The organism is Dubosiella muris (assembly GCF_004793885.1).
Lineage (GTDB): Bacteria > Bacillota_I > Bacilli_A > Erysipelotrichales > Erysipelotrichaceae > Dubosiella > Dubosiella muris.
Genome location: NZ_SRYG01000015.1, coordinates 19,259 through 39,894, shown reverse-complemented (window position 1 = coordinate 39,894; position 20,636 = coordinate 19,259). Strand labels below are relative to the sequence as shown.

Genomic DNA, 20,636 nt, shown 5'->3' with positions numbered 1-20,636 from the left:
TTTTGTGGACATTTTGTCCCTCGCTCCCGTATAATGAAATCCTCCACCCCCCTGGTGGAGAACGGGAATCTTAGAAAGGGGGAAAATGAAGGAATCCATTGAGCAGCTGCTCGTTTTCGCGCTTGACCATCACGCAAGCGACATTCACTTTTTAAAAACCCGTGATGATTTTTCCATGAAACTGCGCACGATCGACGGAATGCTTGAAATCCGTCAGGATCGTTGGGGTCCGGCCGTTTTGTCGTATTTGAAATACATCGCCGATTTCGACCTCGCCGCGCCCAAAGCGCCCCAGTCCGGGTCTTTTTCCATCGAAGTTCGCGGCGAACCAATTCACTGCCGCCTATCCGTCATTCACAATCAGGACAAAGAAACCGCCGTCCTTCGACTGCTATCCTGCCAGGTCGATTTGAAAATCGAACAATTAACATCCGATCCGCAAGCCATCGCGTTCATGCGCTCCTTATGCCGTCTTCGACAAGGGTTGTATTTGGCATGCGGGCCAACCAATTCCGGAAAAACGACCACCATCCACGCCATTCTCCATGAAATCGCCCGCGCGAACCGCCAAAAGATCGTCTCACTGGAAGATCCAGTCGAAATCGCGGACCCGCTGTATCTCCAGCTTCAAATCAACGAACAAGAAGGCTTCGGCTACGAAAAAGGTATCGAAGAGCTCATGCGCCACGATCCCGACATCTTGTATATTGGCGAGATTCGCAACGCGTACTGCGCGAAAAAACTCGTGAACGCCGCGCTGAGCGGACACATGGTCGTGTCCACGCTGCACGCGGGCACGATTCGGGAAGCCGTGATCCGCCTGCTCGATTTCGGGGTCGAGCCATTTGAACTGGCCGGCATTTTGAGCGGCATGTTCGCTTCCCGGCTGTATAAAAAACCCGACGGCTCAAAGGAGTGTGTATATGAAATTGCCGAGCGGAAAGAAATATTCCACATCATCCAAACAAAGGCGTATTCGCCAAACCACGCGACGCTGGCTCAAAAAATTGAACGAGCCCTTGCCCGCCATTCGATCGAGGACGAGCAGGCGCGCGTCGACTTATTCGATCTCCAAAGATGAGATCGATATGTTCGTCACCTTGGGAGCGCACGGAACGCCGATCAAAAAACGCGTCCGTCTTTCGTTTCGGGCGGCCGACGCGCTGCTCGAACGCCTCGATCGCGGGGAAGACCTGCTCGAGATTTTATGCCAGGGCGACGAACCGTATTTTTCCATTTTACGTTTGCTGGCGCCTTCCTTGTCGCTCGCAAACGCCCATCGCGTCGCGCTCGAGTACGACGGCCACGCCCAAAAAGCGTTTCGCTCTTTTGGACGGCGATGCGCCTATTCGATTTTCGTCTTTTTATTTTCCTTCGCGATGATTTACTTTTTTTCTCAACTGATTTATCCCCAAATGGCCGCCTACGCCCAAGATTTCGGGACGGCGCTTTCCTTGCTGAAATTTTTTATGAACGTCTTGCTGGCGGGGCTGGCAGGCTTCTTCGCGTTTCTTGGCTACGTGTTTTTGCTGCCGGCGCAAGAATGGATCGAACGCCGTCTTCGCACGCGATCCTGGATGAAAAAATGGGTTTCGCTGCAAATGGCCACGTTGCTTAGACCGCTAATGAAGGCGCGCCTGTCCACCAAAGACGCGTTTTACGTGTTGGCCCGGCTGGAAAACGACAGCCGGATCGCGTACTACGCCCGCCAAATCGTCGACCGGCTGGAAAGCGGCCAGACGCTGCTGGAGGCGATGGACGCGCTCGATCCGGATTTGCTGACGTTTGTCGAGCTTGGCATGGAAAGCATGGATATGGAGGCGATGCTGGGCTTGTATTTGCGGCGAAGCGAGAAGCGGATGAAAAAGCTCGAAGACGACGGGGTGCGCCTGCTTCAGCTGCTTTCGTACAGCTGTGTCGGGATTCTCGTCTTTGTGGCGTACGAAATCCTGCTCTCGCCGCTGAATGTGTTGTATACGATTTGAGGTGAAACGATGAAAACACAAACGAAACCAACGAATCCGAAAAACGGATTCACTTTGCTTGAAATGCTCGTGGTCATGCTAATTATCGCGATCATTCTGCTTTTGACGCTGCCCAATTTGCAGCAAAAGGAAAAGATCATCCGCGCCAAAGGGTGCGGCGCGCTTGTCGAGGTCGTCAACTCGGCCATTCTGCTTTACGAAATCGACCAGGAACGCACGCCCGGCTCTATCGAGGAGCTGATCAGCCAGGGCTATTTGAAGGAAGGGCAAAACGCGTGTCCGAATGGATCGGCGGTGACCATCGTCCATGGCGAAGCCGTCGCCCAATAACGCGTTCACGATGACGGAAACGCTCATGGTGCTGCTACTTGTGGGGCTGCTTTCGACCATCGCCTTGCCGCGCTACGACGCGACAGAGCTGGCGGCCCGGCAAATCAAGGCGCTTTGTTTGCAGGCCCAGATGCATGCCTACGCCAGCAAGGAAACGATCACGGTCGAGATTGGCGTGGACAGCGCGCGATTTGGCGACACGCGCTACGATTTTCCGGAAAAAATGGCGTGCACACCGCTGGCGTTTTCCTACAACGGCAACGGCAATATTTCGAAAGGGGGTTCGACGACATGCCTTGGTTCGCGAAGCGAGCGGCGCATCGTGTTCCAGCTGGGAATGGGACGCGTTCGGATCGAATGAATGGGGTGCTGCTTCAGGACGCGCTGCTGGCGCTGCTCATTTTGTCCATCTTGTGCGCTTTGCTCAACCAGGGTATGCGGGTTTATGAAAAAGCGAGTCAAATCGGCATCGAAGCCATCGACACGCAATGGTTTTACGATGATGGAGGCGCTGTTGGCGCTGCTGGTTGTGAGCGTCTGCCTGCAAGTGGGGACGGCGTATTTGCGGGTGGCGCAAAAGCTTGTCGCCGAGCCGGTCGACACCCAGCGCGAATTCATGATTTTGCAGCTGCGACATTTTGTGGCCCAGGCCACGACGCTCGAGGTGGAAAGCGAGCGGATCGAGCTGGTGGTGCGCCACGAGCGGTTTACGATCGAGCAGGATGGAAGCCGGCTCGTGAAGCGGGGCGGCTATGAGATTTTGGACGAGCAAGTGGAAACGGTTCGCTTTTGTGAAGAAGGGGAAGCCGTTTTCGTGGAAATCGACGGGCGCCGCTTCCAAATCGCGTAACGGCTACGCCAGCCAGACAATGCTTGTACTCTTTTTGTTTTCGCTCATGCTGCTGTCGCTTTTGTCGGTGTACAGCGTGCAGCGTGCCGGCTTGTACGCGGCGATGCGCCAGTCCACGCTCGATCTAAGCTGCCTCTCACACGTGAAGGCGATGATTGAAAACAACGCGGTGGTGCGCCAATGCGGCTATGGCGACGACCTTCTCGTTTTGCACAAGGAGGTGTGGATCGACGGGACCCGGGTCGAGCTGGACGACGAGCAGACGTATGTGGCATGTCGCTATGAACGGCTTGATGGCGTTCCAATCGTGATCCGTTTCTTTTACTCGGATCAGGCGATTGTGTCCATCGAGCCGCAGACGCCAATCTAGACTTGACGGTATCCTGAAAAAATGCTATTTTGTTTCTAACGCATAGAACCGGAGCAGTAGGTGTTTCCATCATGTCCAGAGAGTGGCCGGGCGGTGGAAGGCCACGTTGAGAAAACGCCGAACTCGCCGGGGAGTGGATAGAAAAACTATCCGTACGCTCTGCGATAAAGAGCAGCAAAGCGCCCGCGCGAGCGGGAAGTAAGGTGGTACCGCGTGAATGAACGTCCTTATAGGTTAAGGGCGTTTTTTATTTGAGAGAGAGGAGAAAACAAGATGTACGATCATCAAAGCGTGGAAAAGAAATGGCAAAAAGTGTGGGAGGACGAGAAGACGTTCAAAACCGACACGACCGACTTTTCCAAACCGAAATACTACGTGCTGGACATGTTCCCGTATCCGTCCGGAAACGGCTTGCATGTCGGCCATCCGGAAGGCTACACGGCTACAGATATCATCGCCCGCAAAAAGCGGATGGAGGGATTCAACGTGCTGCATCCGATGGGGTTCGACTCGTTTGGCTTGCCGGCCGAGCAGTTCGCCATCCAGACGGGCAACCATCCGTCGATTTTCACGAATAAAAACATCGACCATTTCCGGGACCAGATCAAGATGCTTGGCTTTAGCTACGACTGGGACCGGGAGATCGCGACAAGCGACCCGTCCTACTACAAGTGGACGCAGTGGATTTTCATCCAGCTGTACAACGCCGGCCTGGCGTACGTGGACGAGATCCCGGTCAACTGGTGTCCGGAACTGAAAGCGGTGCTCGCCAACGAGGAAGTCATCGACGGCAAGAGCGAGCGCGGCGGCTATCCGGTCATTCGCAAGCCGATGCGCCAGTGGGTGCTGAAGATTACGGACTACGCGGAGCGTCTGCTGGAGGATTTGGAGCTGGTGGACTGGCCGGAATCGACAAAGGAGATGCAGCGCAACTGGATCGGCAAGTCGCAGGGAGCCAATGTCGTGTTCAAAATCGACGGACACGACGCGGAGTTCACCGTGTTCACGACGCGTTGCGACACGTTGTTTGGCGCGACGTACTGTGTCATGGCGCCGGAACATCCGTTTGTCGATCAAATCACGACGCCGGAGCAAAAAGAGGCAGTGGACGCCTACAAGGCGGTTTGCCAGACGAAATCCGATTTGGAGCGGACGGATTTGAACAAGGACAAAACGGGCGTGTTCACAGGCGCGTACGCGATCAATCCGGTCAATGGCAAGAAGATCCCGATTTGGATTTCGGATTACGTTTTGGCAAGCTATGGAACGGGCGCGATCATGGCGGTGCCGGCCCACGACACGCGCGACTACGCGTTCGCGAAAAAATTCGGTTTGCCGATCATTCCGGTGCTGGAAGGCGGGGATGTCGAGAACGAGGCGTACACCCAGGACGGGGTACACATCAACTCGGACTGGCTGAACGGACTGGACAAGCAGGAGGCGATTACAAAAATGATTGCCTGGCTGGAGGAAAACAAAGTTGGCGAGGCGAAGACGACGTACAAGCTGCGGGACTGGCTGTTTTCGCGTCAGCGCTACTGGGGCGAGCCGATTCCGATTATCCATATGGAAGATGGCACGATGCGGACGGTGGATATCGAGGAGCTGCCGCTGGAGCTGCCGGCGACAGAAGATTTCAAACCGGCCGACTCGGGGGAGAGCCCGCTGGCGAACTGCCCGGATTTCCTGCATGTGGAAATTGATGGCGTGAAGGGCGTTCGGGAAACGAACACGATGCCGCAATGGGCGGGAAGCTGCTGGTACTACTTGCGCTATATCGACCCGAAAAACGACGAGTGCATCGGCGATCCGAAACTGCTGGAGCACTGGCTACCGGTCGATTTGTATGTGGGTGGCGCGGAGCATGCGGTATTGCATTTGCTGTATTCGCGCTTCTGGCACAAGGTATTGTACGATCAAGGCATTTTGCCAACGCCTGAACCGTTCCAGAAACTGTTCCACCAGGGTATGATTTTGGGCGAGAATGGCGAGAAGATGTCGAAATCGCGCGGTAACGTCGTCAATCCGGACGATATCGTTGTATCCCATGGCGCGGACACGCTGCGGGTGTACGAGATGTTCATGGGACCGCTGGAGGCGGGACTGCCTTGGTCGGATCAAGGCATCGACGGTACGCGCAAGTGGCTGGAGCGTGTGTGGCGTCTGTTTACGCAGGTTGCGCAAATCACGGACGAGAACGACCATAAGCTGGATCGGGTGTACAACGCGACGGTCAAGAAGGTGGGCAGCGATATCGACACGCTAAATTTCAACACGGCGATTTCGCAGATGATGATTTTCGTGAACGACTGCTATAAGACGAAGACGATTTATCGTCCATACGCGGAAGGATTTATCAAGATGTTCGCTTGCTTCGCGCCGCATCTGGGCGAGGAGCTGTGGCAGACTGTTTGTCACAAAGACAAGACGCTCGCGTACGAGCCATGGCCGACGTACGACGAAAACGCTCTGAAGCAGGACAAGGTGACGGTTGTCGTTCAGGTGAACGGCAAGATGCGCGGCAAGATGGAAGTCGCGGCCGACACGGACGAGGAAACGTTGAAGCAGGACGCGTGCGCTCTGGAATCCGTTCAGCGCTTTTTGGAGGGCAAGACGATTCGCAAGATCATTGTCGTCAAAGGCAAGGTTGTCAATATCGTCGCGAATTAAGCGGTAAAAATACGATTTCAAAGAGGAGTTCAATTTGGGAACTTCTCTTTTTTTTGTCCCTTATTTACCCATATTTTTTGGAATAAGGTCTGGAAATTGGCGAAAAAAGTTTTTAAAATGTAAATTGGGAAGGAGATTATGAACATGATGAAACAGCAACCCCACAAAACTGTGAAAAACCATGAGCGTAAAGTCATTCAAGGCATTGGACGAAAATTCCTGGCCTCTTCTCTTTGCGCCCTTTTGAGTGTTTCGAACGGCTTGAACTGGCCGGTTTTGGCAACGGAAGCCGAAACGGATCCGGAAGTCGTCGAGCAGCAGCTGATGGAGGACGAAACCGAAATCGTTTCCGAAGAAGAAAATCCGACTGTCGGAAACGAGCAAGGACTTTGCGTCCATCATCCTTGGCACGACGCCCAATGCGGGACCGATCCGTGCCAATACCGCTGCGTTCCTTGCTTGCAGGAGGATATCGCGGAAATCATCGCCATCCTCACCGAGGAAAGCGCCGAAGAAGATCCGCTGCAAGCGGTCTACACGCGTATAGAACATGCCTACGACACGTACGTGGCGCTCAACGAGGATGAGCTCGCCCAGCTGGAAGAGGACGAGTACGCCTTCATGGAAGCGGTTTTAAGACAGGAGGAGTCTATAATTCAGTCTTTGGATGCGCTTGACCAGCAAGTCGATGAAAACGGACAAGCCGAAGCGCAAACCCTGACGCAGCTTTATCAAGAGGTGGCCGCGGCGTATGGCGCGTTCATGGAGGAGAAAGCCGGACAGGAAACGAAACCGGAAGAAGAACAAGATCCAGTGGAAGAAGGCGAACAGCCTAAAAAAGTCATTACAATGGACGATGACAACAAGGATACTTCTCAAAAGGAAAACGAGAAGGAGTCCGGCATCGCAGAGGGAGATGAAGCGCCGGATTCCACAACGCCGGATGCGACCGAGAAGAAAATGAAAATCGCCGCGGTTTCGATCAAGGACAGCACAGGTGCTGTTCAGTCGCTTGTAAGCGAGGATCAGGAAACAAAGAATGAATTTACAATGAAATACGACCGGCAGGTGACTTTGCATTTCGAAGTGGAGAGCGAGCTGAATCTGAAAAATAAAAAAGTGTCCATTACGATTCCGGATGGAATGACTGTGGTTGAATTTCCGCAAGCGGAAAAAAATGGATTTGTGGAAGATGTAACGCCAGAAAGTCTGGAGGAATTAAACAGCGAAAAAAATTTTGGAGCCTATCGACCAAAATCAGGAACGATCACGTATTCCTTAAAGGAAACGGCCCAGAACACGAGTTTTAACATTATCCTCGCCTTTGATACGACGTTGTGGAATAAGCAGTGGATTAAAGACAAGGATGGAACGAATCAAAAACCTGTAATCTCTGATGCAGTTAAAATTCAAACGTATAGCGTTGAGGGAGAAACAAAAACCGAATATGATACATTTTCTGCTGTTGGAACCTTAACAGAGGATGATAAGTTGGGGACGGGCCCATTTTTAAATGCTGTAGTACCATCTTCTAAGTATTTGATGGCGGAGAGCACGGAACCGTTTAAATTGGTGGATATTCGGTATCGACCAGATCGGTTTCAATTTAGTTTTGGAAGCTACTACGAAAGTTTTAGCATGACGATGCCATTACCGAAAAATAATGAAAAAAACACATATGCCAAACTGCATCACATTCAATCGGATAGCGGAGCGTGGAATCTGGATGATTTAGGTAAAGACGAGAACACTGAGAAGTACGAGGTTGCATATAATACAACGGATAATAAAGTTACTGTAACCTGGAAAAATTTATACATCCAGGCGGATGATTATATTACCCCATATTTTGTTTGGGATAACGGAGAAGAAGCTAAAAATGGTGAAAAAGTAAGTTGGAACGGAAATATTGCAACGAGCTATAAGGACTGGAAAAATGTAGATGAATGGAAGTGTAATTCACTCTCAGTTAATCGGACCTGTGAGGTTGCTACAGCCGGACCTGTGGTAGTGAATGGAAAATCGCGTCCTCAAGGGATTGCCGCTCAGTCTGGAAATATAGATGGCGTTTTATATTATTTCGGGAAAATCGACATTGATGGAAACGGTTTAACCGATAGTGATTCGATGAACCTAGAATATTCTTATGACAATACGGATTTTGTAGGGGTGACGGTTCAGAAGATACCAGTTCCAGACAACGCAACAATTTCCGATGTTTCCTATACAATCAAAGGAAGCGATACTTCGACTCCCGTAGATGCCAATACATTGGAACATAAGGATGGATATGTTTTGTTGCGAGCTCCTGAAGGAGTCTATTTTACAAGCATAACCGCGACGGTAAGCAACTATCCTAAAGATTTTACGAGTAAGATTATTGCGCGCCTGGATGACATGGCGAGTTCAAGAAGCTCCACATTTGGAAAAATATTGAAACCAGGAGCTTATAATAACGATAATTTTTGCACATTGAAAGTAACCCCTGCCTCATCCGCTACAGCCGAAAACTCAGAAAGTGGAACACAAAAAGGGGAATCTAAGTCTTTTTCTTTAAATATAACGAATGTGACCGAAGAATCAGAGATGACTATAATAGATAAAAGTATTCCCTTAGGAATGGTCAATGCGGTGGATCCTAAGACGAATGAGAAACTACCTGTTTTGGATAAAGTTCTTTGTACAGCGGGAGAAGAGGTTGAGTTTAATGGTGTGGCCATGGCTTCTGCGTATCCTTATACAAAATATTCAATTATAACGGATCCGGAAATTATTATTCGGCTGCCGGAGAAGATTTCTATTGAAAATCTTCGACTCTATCAACAGAAAGGTAGTGCCGCGGATTATGTCTTATTTGAGAGTTCCGCGGTTGAAACCGGGAAAATCAACCAAACAGAGATTAAAGAAGGAGATTATAATTTTATTAAGCCATCAGAGAGCCAACAAAATGCGGATGCCGAGGCATTTAAAGAGTATAAAATTACTTTTAAAAATCCTACGAAGTTAGGTTGGTTTGCTGAGGATGATCTAACGCAGTACCAATTGGGAATTTCCTTTACACTGAATATTGCGCACGACGCGGATGCGATGGCGCTAGATATGCGGGAATGTATATTGGTAAAGTCTCAGGGAAAAGAAATTTACTTCGATACCGGAATGTCTAGCTGTGAAAATAGTGTTGTTGAAGTAAATGGTGAGAAATATGGAACTTTTAATAACAACACGACGAGCGGAACGAAACTGTCGATCGTCGCGGCGCGTCTTGGTCTTGATTTCACCTTTGGCGCGCGAGTGGCCGAGAAAGGGTCAGCTCTTGAATTTGATCCAACAAAGTATTCGAATTTTGAGCAGAATAAGGAAAAGGTCTACTTGAAAGATGAAAACCATGTGATCGACATGCTGTTTACCTTGGACAACAATACAGGAAGAGAATTTAGTGAAGCTGAAGCAAGAGCATTTTACTACTTTATTCCGGTGCCAAAGGCAGGAGATTTCTGGGATAGTCATATGCAAAACCGGCTGTTTGAGTTTGATATGAATTTGACTCGAGCTCCATCTTTAGACGGAGTGTCGCAAGGAAATGTTGTGGTGACTTACGCGACCGATATTGATTCAAAAGCAGAATCTAATGACTTGAAGTATTACAATAAAAAAGAGAACTATATAACAGAAAATCAATTATTAGAAGGTTGTACAACCGAAGCAGAGAAAGCGGCACAATGGAAAAAAGTGAAAATGATCCGAATTGCCGCAAAAGACGATGTGAAAAAAATATCCGAAGATGCGTATTTGGCAGTTAATATGCGTTTAGAACCGACATTCACAAAGGATCAGGACCATTTTGACGAAATGGCTGATTTGGTCGGCAGTGAAATCAACTTCGGTCCTTGTGGCGTTTCTCCTTACTCGGTCGGTGCGGCGCACAATCAGGGCCACAACCCTCTGCCTCGCATCCAAGTTGAATTTCAAACCGGTGTTATTGAAGGAAAAGTTTTTATTGATAATAATTATAATGGTATTTTTGACGAGGGTGTTGACGAGCTTTATAAAGAAAACAACGTAATGGTGAAAGCACAACACCAAAACGCGACGGTGGCCGATTCGGCTGAAACCCAGGAGCTTCAGACTGAAAATGGCGTGTTCAAATTCAGTCGGCGAAGAGCCGATACGTATGATGTGCTGATTACGAACCCGGGAAGTCCGAATGCTTCCAGTGAAAATCCATTACGATTCTCTCTGCCTGCGAATGGAAAATTTTCGTCTGCTGACCAGGGAAAAACCGCAACTGCCACGTTTGTTTTGGATAAGAACAAAACCCCGAATGATATTTCTGCGGCGCAAAAGCTTACCATCGGGCTTCAAAAGCCGCATACAGTAACGTTTAAAACGGAGAATGCGACGTTAAGTGAATCTTCAAGAAACGTTTGGCATGATGAGCAATTGGGTACAGTTCCGTTAGTTTCAGTTAATGAGGGATACCGGTTTACAGGCTGGAATGTGGATGGAGAAGATAAATTATATTCCAAGGATGAACTAAAGGCGTATAAGGTATCAAAAGATACAACCATTACGGCGGTTATCGAAAAACTTTATACGCTGACGTATGATGGAAATGGAAATACATATGGTACAGTCCCATCGCCTACGCAGCATATTGCCGGAGAGCAAGTCAAACCAGATTATACGGGAACAAATCAGTTGACGAAAGGGGGGGATACGATCTTTGCCGGTTGGAGTACAGAGTCAATTCCTCAAATCCTTACAGAAGATGACTCAGAGATAGCTAAAAAGAAAATCATCACAACCGATGTGCATACAATGCCGGAAAAGAACGTGACTCTGTTTGCCGTGTATGCCTACGATAAGAACAAGAACGGGAACCCGGATTATTACGATGACGCGGTCCGTGTCCGGTATCACGAAAACAACGATGAAATGGAAGATATTCTTTGTCCACATCATCATGTAGTGGGGGAAACAGTAGAACTTTCTGAAAATGGAACTGTGTCAGGAAACAAAGTAGAACATGATGCGTCTCAAAGTTCTATGGATTCGGAAGTAAAAACACATACATTTGAGAAGACGAGTCATATTTTCATCGGCTGGAGTACGGCCGCAATGCCGGATGTGATTGTATCGAAGGAACAGTATAACGAACTGAAAGACAGCATCAGGACTACAATCACAATGCTTCCAAAAGAAGCTGATGCAAAGGAAGGTTATACGGGTCCATACGCGGATGAAGACGGAAATACGAATGTCTACGCGGTATGGGCGGCTGACCGTAACAAAAACGGAAAACCGGATTACGAGGAAGAGCGTACGTTGACGTATGACGGAAATGCAATGAAAGGTGAAGTGACTTCTGTACCGGCTCCTGTCACAAAAACAACGGACAACAAGCCTCTGATTCCGAACGATGAAGTCCCATTAAGCACGACAACTCCGACACATTCTCCGGTGAAGAAAAATGATTCCGATCCTGAAGAGACAAATGTGATCTTTATTGGATGGACATCGGCGCCAACGACCATTATTTTTAGTCGTGAAAATACGGCTCCGGAAACAATAAAAGAAGTGACGATTGGCAATACGGACGCGACGGTTTATGCGGCTTGGGGATACGATGAAAATGAGGATGGGACAGCGGATGTTCTAGAGACGTATTTCTTAACTTATAATCTGAATGGTGGACATGGAACTCCTCCAAGTAAAGAAACTGGAATTCAAAAAGGAGCGATCGTTCTTATTAGCGAAGAAACTAAGTTTACCCGAGCGGAAAAAGAAGTCTTTGTTGGTTGGAGCTTAAAACAACACCAGGAGGCGTTTACTGCGGCTCAGGGAAATTCGATCAATGAAATCTTGATTTCCGGAAAAGAAATCCGGATGGGAACGAAAGATATTACTCTATACGCGGTTTGGGCCAAAGACAGCAACGCCAACGGCAAGCCGGATTATAAGGAGCTGGTGAAACTGATTTACAACGGCAATCCGCAATCGCAAGGCACGGTAAACAAATCGCTGCTCGACAGTGTGCACATTCCGGGAGATACGGTTTCGTTGAAAATGTCACCAAAACCGACGCATTCCAATGTCGATGGCAAACGGGTCGTGTTTATGGGCTGGACAAGAAATCCATCAACGAAAATATATGAACCAAAGGATTCGGTGGAAAATCTGAATTTGGCCTCGCAAGTCACGTTTGACAAGGATAAGAATCATGATATTACCGTCTACGCGGCCTGGGGCTACGATTTGGATGCCGAAGGAGAAACAGGGTATGGCGTGGCGGACGTCATGGAACGGTATACGCTTCGATACGATCTCAATGGCGGAAAAGGAACCTTGCCAAGTTCCCGAAACGATTTGAAGAAAAATCAAAAGGTCGATGTCGCAAGCGGAAGCTTTACCCGCGAGGCGTTGGAAACTTTCATCGGATGGAGTATGACACGCTATCCGGCAGCCGTTTCAAAGACCCCGGAGGATCTTTTGAAACCAGGCTCTTCCATTGCAGTCAACGCCCATACGACGATTTACGCGGTTTGGGCGGATGATAAAAATGGAAATGGAACGCCGGATGGCGAGGACGAGGCGCTGCACGTGACGTACCATTCGAATACCGAACAAGAGAAGGCGGAAAACTGTACGCATCACCATGTGGCCGGAGAAACATGCGCGTTATCGGCCACTGCGCAAGCGCTTGGCTTTGCCAAAGAAAACGCCGTATGGATTGGCTGGAGCAAGACCAGAACCGATTTGATCACGACCGCAGCCGGGGAAAAGAAAGCGGAGCTGGTGGATCAATTCACCTTGCAAGAAACCGGAAACGACGTGTATGCGGTGTGGGCTGCCGATAAAAATAAAAACGGAACGCCGGATTATGAAGAGGATGGATACCAGATTCTTTACAACGCCAACAACGAAAGCGGTTTGGTCGTTCAATGCGGGCATCATCATGTGAACGGGGAAATCGTAAAGCTGTATACGCCAAAAGAAAATCTTTTCGGCAGCGAGAAGGACATTCCGGCGACCGCGCCTTACACGTTCACGATGGACAACGCGGTTTTAATGGGCTGGAGCCAGACTCCGGTAAATTCCATCATCCAAACCGAGGAGGAGTTCGCGAAAGTACCAGTGGTGGAAAACGTGCCGGTCAAAGATTCGCATGTCCAAGTGTACGCGGTGTGGGCGGTGGACAAAAACAACAACGCCATCCCGGACTGGAAGGAAAAAAACGCGGTATATCCGCTAAACTATGATCCAAACACTTCGGAAAGCGTGGAGAACATGCCGGAGCTATCCCAGCATTTAGCCGGGGAGAAAGTGAAGCTGAACGAAAAAATCCCGACAAGAGAAGAAAGGAACGGGATCCAGATTTTATTTGCGGGCTGGAGTGAAACGCAAAGCACAAACGTGCTCATGGCGGGCTCCAAAGCGCCAGAGTTTGTGTCGATGGATTTGTTCGTCATGCCGGCAAAAGCGACGACCTTGTATGCGATTTGGGCGGAAGATCGCAACGGCAATGGCATCGCCGATTATTTGGAACGCTCGTTCCGGCTGGAATATGACGCCAACCCGATTCAGGATAAAGTGCAAAACATGCCGAAAAACAGCGAGCATCAAGTGCCAGGCGAACTGGTCGCTCTGCAAGGAAGGCCAACCCACGAGCCGGTCGAAAGCAAGGCGGTCGTCTTCCTTGGCTGGACGCTGGAGCCGACCCGGAACATTTACGAAGCGAAAGACCGCATGCCGCAAACCATACAAACGATTCGGTTCGGAAGCGAGAATGTGAAAGTTTACGCGGCCTGGGGCTATGACTCGAACGAGGATGGCACCGCCGATGTGCTGGACACTTATTCCGTGACGTACGATTTAAATGGCGGCCTGGGAACGGCGCCGCAGGAAACTGCACACAAGGCGGGCGAAAAATTTCCAATGCGCCACAGCGCGGATTTGACAAAACAAGACGCGGTTTTTGCGGGCTGGAGCGTCCGGAAGATATCCGGAGTTTTGGATGAAAACGCAGATACGAAAACGATCGAATCCATTATTACGGCAGACGAGTACGAGATGCCCGCCCAAGCGGTGACGTTTTACGCGGTTTGGGCCAAAGACGCCAACGCCAACGGGAAACCGGATTATGCCGACAACGCGGTACACGTACGCTACCACTCCAACAACGGCGAAAATGTGGATGTGATTTGTCCACACCACCATGTGGTTGGCGCCAACGCCAAGCTTTCCACGACGGCGAATACGATTTGGGGATCCCTCGTTTCCCATGGCGAAAAAGTTGCCGGCAAGATAGAAGCGCACGCTTTCAAGAAAGACAACGCGGTGTTTGTCGGCTGGAGCACGCGGGCGTTCCCGGCCGACATCAAAACGCAAAAGGAATACGACGCGCTTCAAGCGGAAATCTTTACCGAAATGGAAATGAAACGGACAGGCAATGACGTCTACGCCGTATGGGCCGTCGATTTGGATGGCGACAAAGTTCCGGATTACGAAAAAGAATATTTGGTGACGTATGCCGGCAACGGGCAGAGCGCGGGCCATGTCCCGCCATCCGCCAACTATCAAGAAGGTGATGTATTCCCGATTGCGTACACGTCCGACCTTCAAAAAGAAGGCGCGATCTTTGCGGGCTGGAGTGAAAACCAAATCGAAACGATTTTGAAAGCGGACACCGAACAAGCGCTGATCCGTTCGATCGTGACGCAGGATACGTACACGATGCCCAACCGGAATGTGACGTTTTACGCGGTGTGGGCCGAAGACAAAAATGGCGATCTCGTTCCCGATTATGCCGAACACGCGGTTCAAGTCCGTTATCACGCCAACCTTGGCCAATCGGAAGAAGCCGTGATTTGTCCGCATCATCATATTGTCGGCACCGACTCGGAATTGTCGTCAGCTGCCGAACATTTGTATGGGCGAACGGAAACGGACGAAACGATCAAAAACCACAGCTTTCAAAAGGAAAACGCCGTCTTTATTGGCTGGAGCAAACAGCCGGTTTCCCAAGACATTCAAACGATGGCGGAATTAAAAACGCTGACTTTGTTGTCGAAAGTGACCATGCAAGCCGACGGCAACGACGTGTACGCCGTATGGGCCGCCGACACCAATCAAAATGGCGTCCCGGACTATCAGGAGCAAATTCATCTGCTCTACGATGCCAATGGCGGCCATCCGGACTCTGTGCCGGTCGACACGACGAACTACTTTGCCGGAACGAATGTTCAACTCGCAAACAAGCCGGTTCCAGCGCACGACGACATCGACGGGGTTCCTGTGCGATTCATCGGCTGGACGAAAGAACAGGCGCAAGCCATCTTCAAACGCGGCGACGAAGCGCCAACAACGATCGACGCGATTCGTCTGGATCGCCAGAACGTAACCGTCTTCGCGGCCTGGGGCTACGATGAAAACAAAGACGGCACGGCCGACGTGCTCGAAACGTACACGCTTTCCTACGATTTGAACGAAGGGCGCGGGAAAGCGCCCCAGACACAGAAAGGGATGCGAAAGGGCGAGGAAATCGACTTGCCGCAAACAAGGGAATACACCCGGAACGCAAACGAGGTTTTCGCCGGCTGGAGCTGGACGGTCCGGCTAGACGCGCTAACCGCCGCCGACAAAGAGGAAGCCGAACGACTAATCGTGCGCAAAGCGACGATGCCCGCTAAAAACAGCACGCTCTACGCCGTGTGGGCCAACGATCGAAACGGTAACGACATCGCCGACTATCTGGAACGCCCGCTCGCCCTTGTCTTTGAGCCAAACGCGCAGGCCGGTGGAACCGTTTGGCGCCTGCCGGCAAAAGAAACCGGACATATCCTTGGAGAAACGGTTTCGCTCAGCCAAGCCAAACCGGTCCACGATCCAGTCAAAAAGAAAGCGGTTGTCTTCGTCGGCTGGACCCGCAAGCCGGTCGAAATGATCTTGAGCCGGCTGGACACGCCGCCTGAAACAATCGACAAAGTGACGTTTGGCAGCCAGGATCTTCGCGTCTTTGCGGCTTGGGGCTACGACGAAGACGGCGATGGTATGGCCGACGTGCTCAACCGGTACGCGTTGCGATACGACGCCAATGGCGGAACCGGCCAAGTTCCTGCCGCGCAAGACCATCGTCAGGGCGACACGTTCGCCCTCGCCTATCCAGCCGATTTGACGAAAAAGAACGCGATCTTCGCCGGCTGGAGCGAGAGCAAAATCACAGCCGTCCTCGATGAAAACGCCGACAAGGAAACTTTATCGAAAATTATTCAGGACGCCGAACGGACGATGCCGGCCAAATCCCTTACGCTCTATGCCGTCTGGGCGCGCGACGCCAACGGCAACGGCAAGCCGGACTACGCCGACGATGCGGTTCCAGTGCGCTACCACTCCAACAACGCGCAAAGCATGGACATTGTCTGCGCCCACCATCACGTGGCCGGCGCCACCGTCAAGCTCTCTTCAAGCGCTGTCGACTTGTATGGCCGGCGGACCGCGCACAACGGCGAAGCCAAAGGCGAAGTCGGACGATACACCTTCACGAAGGATAAAGCCGTCTTTATCGGCTGGAGCGCGAAGGCGTTCCCGAAAGACATTGAAACCCAGGCGCAATACGACCAACGCAAAGAAGACATTTTCACGGAAATGGAAATGAAAAAGAAAGGCAACGACGTCTACGCGGTATGGGCTCTCGATTCCAACGACGACGGCAAACCGGACTATCAGGACCGGTACGCGCTCGTCTATGACGGCAACGGCAAGACGTCCGGCACGCTGCCAGCCGTCATTGAATACGGCGCGGGCACGATCGTTCCAGTCGCTCAAGTCGAAAACTGGAAAAAAGGCGACGCCGTCTTTGCCGGCTGGAGCGAAACGCCAGTCGATCAAATTTTGGACGACGATCCGGATCCGGACTTGTACGCGTCGATTTTGATGACCTACGAGTACACGATGCCAAAGCATGACGTCACCTTGTACGCGGTATGGGCGCACGATACGAACCATGACGGCACGCCGGATTTCGCGCAGCGCGCCGTGCACGTCCGCTACCATTCGAACAACGAGCAAAACATTGAGCTGGAATGCGTTCACCACCACATCGTCGGCATGCAAGCCTCCTTGTCCAGAACCGCCAGGGATTTGTACGGACACGCCCAAACCAAAACGCGGTCCGCCGCGGGGTTACAGCACTATTCGTTTACCAAAGACAGCGCGGTGTTCATCGGCTGGAGCTTGAAGCCGGTCGACCACGTCATCGCGACGAGCGACCAATACGAAACGATTGAAAAGACGTTGTTGTCCGAAATGAAAATGAAAGAGCAGGACAACGACGTGTACGCGGTGTGGGCGCAAGATCGCAACCGGAACGGCGTACCGGATTATGCGGAAACCGTCCGCGTCCGCTATCACGCCAACGCCAACACCGATGCGGTGCAAAACATACCAAGCGACGACGCTTTCCACATTCCGGGCGACACGCTTAAGCTTGCAGGAAATCCAACCCACCAAAACGTGGCGGGCAAAGCCGTCGTCCTGCTGGGCTGGCTGCGCGAGCCGCACGCGATCTTTACGCGCGACGACCAGGATCCAACCGACGATCTCGTGCAGGAAATCACGTTTGGGCGCGACGATATCGACGTCTATGCGGCCTGGGGCTACGATGAAAACGGCGATGGCAAAGCCGATGTGCTCGACACGTACACCTTGGCTTACGACGCCAACGGCGGCACGGGCTTTGTACCGCGTCCGCAAGCCGGCATGGCGAAAGGAGAGCGCGTTTCGCTTCCAAAAGAGGCGGATTTGACCCGCGCCGACGACGAGGTATGGATTGGCTGGAGCTTAAAGCCGTACGAGGCCGCGTTCAGCGCGACCGAAGGCAGCCAGGCGCAAACCGCGCTTCTTGCCGCTGATTCGTTCACGATGCCTTCCGCCAACCAAACGCTTTACGCTGTCTGGGCGCAAGACCAAAACCAAAACGGCGTCGCCGACTTTGAGGAGATGGTCCATGTCCGCTACGCGAAAAACGCGGCCGAAGGCGGCAGCGTCCATGGCATGCCGTCCGCAAGCATCCACTTGCCAGGCGACGTCGCGGCGCTCAGCCTGAAAACGCCAACGTATACCGACAACGACGGCCGGCGAGTTCTCTTCCTTGGCTGGACGCGCGAAGCCCACGCGATCTACACCCGCCAGGATCCGGATCCGACGTCTGCGCTTCTGCGCGAAATCGAACTGGGAAAACGCGATGTCACCGTTTATGCGGCCTGGGGCTACGACGCCAACAAAGACGGCAAAGCCGACGTGTTCGAAACGTATTCGCTCACGTACGACTTGAACGGCGGCACAGGCCGCGTGCCGGCGCCGCAAACCAACGTCGGCAAAGGAACGATTCTCGCTTTGACGAAAGAAAAGAACTTTACCCGCCATGAGGGCGAGACATTCGCCGGATGGAGCCGGCAAAAGCTGGAACAAGCGGTCGACGATGGTCAAAGCGTCGGGCTGGAAGGAAAAGAGCTGGAAATGGGCGCGGAGGACGTGATGCTGTACGCGGTATGGAAACGCGATCCAAACGTGATCATCCGCTACACGGTTTCCTACGACTTGAATGGCGGCCAAAACGTCGCCAGCGCAAGCTACGCACCAGAAACGATGCCGGCAGGAACCGTGTATCGCGTTCAAGCCGCGCCGGCGCGCCAAGGCTACGCTTTTACCGGCTGGAAGACAAACGACGGAAAAATCGTGCAGCCATTCGATTCGCTCACGATTACTGGCAACATCCAGCTGACAGCCCAATGGCGCAAGGAAGGCGGCAGCGCCCAAGCGGGCCGGACGCCGTCATCCAGAAAGCCGTCCGCGCGCGCCGCGCACTCGACCGATACCGGACAAACCACGCGTCGCGCGTTGTGGATGACGCTGCTTGGCGCTTCCGGTCTTGTTGCGGCCTGCTTGGCGTATCGAAAAAAACAAAAACGGAAATAATCGAGAATGATTCGAAACAACCAGAACGAACGGCAGGAATCCATCCGGATCCTGTCGTTTTTTTCTGTTTGGAGCATTCCAAAATCGCTTTGAACCGGCGGCCGGTATAATGAAAATCGAGGTGATAGAAATGAACGGAAAAAAAGGATTGGTTCTTGGAGGCGGCGGCGCCCGCGGCAGCTACGAAGTCGGCGTGTGCATGGCGCTCAAAGAACTTGGGTATACGTTTGACGTGGTGACTGGCGTCAGCATTGGCGCGCTGATCGGCGCCATCGTCGTGCAGGATGGCGTGGACCGGCTTGTGCCGTGGATCTCGAACATGCGCCAGTCCTCGTTGTCGAACAACTTGTTTGTCTATCCCAATCAGTACAACGCGAAATCGTTCATCCGGCGGGATTTCAACGAGTTTTTAGAGCAATTCATGAAGGGGGGGCCGGACGTGTCCGGTCTGCAAAACGAGTATTTAAAAATCTTCGACTATGACGCGTTTCAAAACGCGCCCGTCGACTTTGCGTGCTTGTCGTTCAATCTCAACCAAAACAAGCTGGTCGCTTTTGAGAAAAAGGACATGGGGCCGGAAGACTTCGTTCCCAAGCTGTTTTCGAGCACGGCGTATTTTCCGGCGTACCAGCTTATTCGAATCGGGGAGGACTACTATGCCGATGGCGGCTATGAACAAACGCTGCCCGTCGACCAGTGCGTGAAAATGGGCGCAGAGGATCTTGTTGTCGTCGACTTAGCCGAACCGGGAGAGAAGGTCGCGAAAATCAGCACGCCCCACATCCGCATTCGTCCGCTGATGAAGTTGCACTCGGTGTTGGACTTCGAAGCCAAGGACATGGTTCCTGAAATGCGGGAAGGGTATTTTGAAACGCTTAAATATCTCGACCAGGCGCCCGGTTACTTGTACACGTTTTTCGAAGAGGACTGGAAGCTGATGCAGCGGGTGGAGAAAGCGTGCTTGAAGCTGCTTTTGCGCGAAGGACGCATTGGTATGCTGACCCAGTTCAACGACGCGATGGAAATGGTGTACGACTACTTTTTGCATTTCCAGCCGCAGCCGCTCAAAAACAAATACAGCGACGATTACATTGTCGGCCGTCTGCTTGAGGTGCTCGGCATTTTGTGCAACATTCCCATGGAGCGCCAGTATCATTTCAAAGATTTCCTGCGTCTGATTCTGGCCCACTTCAACCATTTTTACGAGGATCCCAACAAAGTCGAGTACCCGTGGCGCTTCGAGGCGATGGAACGAAAAGGCGTCCAGGACTATGTCGTGTTTTTCCATTCGGCGCTTTTGTATTTCCATGGCAGCCTGCCGCCGGCGTTCGACTGCATGAAGGAAAAATTCGCCCCGTGCTTTTATGTCGCCCAGGCGTGGCGCGTCATGGAAACGACGCAGATCCTTCTTGAACTTTAGCGGTTTTTGGATATAATGGATTTAATGCTGTGAAGA

11 protein-coding genes, 1 pseudogene and 2 other annotated features (1 of these 14 cut by a window edge) are annotated in these 20,636 nt (G+C 51.6%); of the genes and pseudogenes, 10 read left to right on the top strand and 2 right to left on the bottom strand.

The annotated features are described in order from the left end of the window. The first annotated feature begins 85 nt into the window (after positions 1-85). From E5336_RS07915 to leuS, 7 genes are all read left to right on the top strand, one after another. Entirely contained in the window at positions 86-1,081 is a 996-nt protein-coding gene (locus E5336_RS07915; RefSeq protein WP_135980579.1) for an ATPase, T2SS/T4P/T4SS family, read from the top strand. A gap of 7 nt (positions 1,082-1,088) precedes the next feature. Next, complete coding sequence (locus E5336_RS07910) at positions 1,089-1,985, top strand: type II secretion system F family protein (protein WP_168353604.1); 897 nt, start codon at positions 1,089-1,091, stop codon at positions 1,983-1,985. A 9-nt stretch (positions 1,986-1,994) separates the two neighbouring features. Beyond that, the gene (comGC, locus tag E5336_RS07905; protein WP_135980577.1) at positions 1,995-2,315 is read left to right on the top strand and encodes a competence type IV pilus major pilin ComGC; all 321 of its coding nucleotides are present in this window, start codon (positions 1,995-1,997) and stop codon (positions 2,313-2,315) included. Beyond that, positions 2,293-2,676: a prepilin-type N-terminal cleavage/methylation domain-containing protein gene (locus tag E5336_RS07900; RefSeq protein WP_135980576.1), complete on the top strand. Its 384-nt coding sequence runs from the start codon at positions 2,293-2,295 to the stop codon at positions 2,674-2,676. Before comGC ends, E5336_RS07900 begins: the two co-directional genes overlap by 23 nt. Before the next feature lie 84 nt (positions 2,677-2,760). After that, positions 2,761-3,165 carry a hypothetical protein gene (locus tag E5336_RS07895; protein WP_135980575.1) on the top strand — a complete coding sequence of 135 codons (405 nt, stop codon included), beginning with the start codon at positions 2,761-2,763 and terminating at the stop codon, positions 3,163-3,165. After that, positions 3,107-3,535: a hypothetical protein gene (locus tag E5336_RS07890; RefSeq protein ID WP_168353603.1), complete on the top strand. Its 429-nt coding sequence runs from the start codon at positions 3,107-3,109 to the stop codon at positions 3,533-3,535. Before E5336_RS07895 ends, E5336_RS07890 begins: the two co-directional genes overlap by 59 nt. A gap of 34 nt (positions 3,536-3,569) precedes the next feature. Further along, positions 3,570-3,767: a binding site (T-box leader), on the top strand. A gap of 41 nt (positions 3,768-3,808) precedes the next feature. Continuing rightward, the gene (leuS, locus tag E5336_RS07885; RefSeq protein WP_135980573.1) at positions 3,809-6,205 is read left to right on the top strand and encodes a leucine--tRNA ligase; all 2,397 of its coding nucleotides are present in this window, start codon (positions 3,809-3,811) and stop codon (positions 6,203-6,205) included. A gap of 60 nt (positions 6,206-6,265) precedes the next feature. Here the strand turns inward: leuS and E5336_RS12430 are convergent, their stop codons facing one another. Together E5336_RS12430 and E5336_RS12425 are read right to left on the bottom strand one after the other, a co-directional pair. Next, on the bottom strand, positions 6,266-6,757 hold the full coding sequence (locus tag E5336_RS12430) for a hypothetical protein (RefSeq protein ID WP_168353602.1): 492 nt from the start codon (positions 6,755-6,757) through the stop codon (positions 6,266-6,268). Positions 6,758-8,652: 1,895 nt separating this feature from the next. Continuing rightward, entirely contained in the window at positions 8,653-8,925 is a 273-nt protein-coding gene (locus E5336_RS12425) for a hypothetical protein (RefSeq protein ID WP_168353601.1), read from the bottom strand. Here E5336_RS12425 and E5336_RS12730 point away from each other — a divergent pair. The 3 genes and pseudogenes from E5336_RS12730 to E5336_RS07875 form a co-directional block, all read left to right on the top strand. Next, positions 8,825-10,768: pseudogene (locus E5336_RS12730) on the top strand (hypothetical protein); the annotation flags it as partial. The gene E5336_RS12425 and the pseudogene E5336_RS12730 sit on opposite strands and share 101 nt — an antisense overlap. A 555-nt stretch (positions 10,769-11,323) precedes the next feature. Next, positions 11,324-19,180, top strand: coding sequence for an InlB B-repeat-containing protein (locus E5336_RS07880; RefSeq protein ID WP_277820823.1), 7,857 nt, complete (start codon positions 11,324-11,326; stop codon positions 19,178-19,180). 130 nt (positions 19,181-19,310) lie between these two features. Continuing rightward, positions 19,311-20,600 carry a patatin-like phospholipase family protein gene (locus E5336_RS07875; protein ID WP_168353599.1) on the top strand — a complete coding sequence of 430 codons (1,290 nt, stop codon included), beginning with the start codon at positions 19,311-19,313 and terminating at the stop codon, positions 20,598-20,600. 20 nt (positions 20,601-20,620) lie between these two features. Then, positions 20,621-20,636: a binding site (T-box leader), on the top strand; it runs 171 nt beyond the window's last position.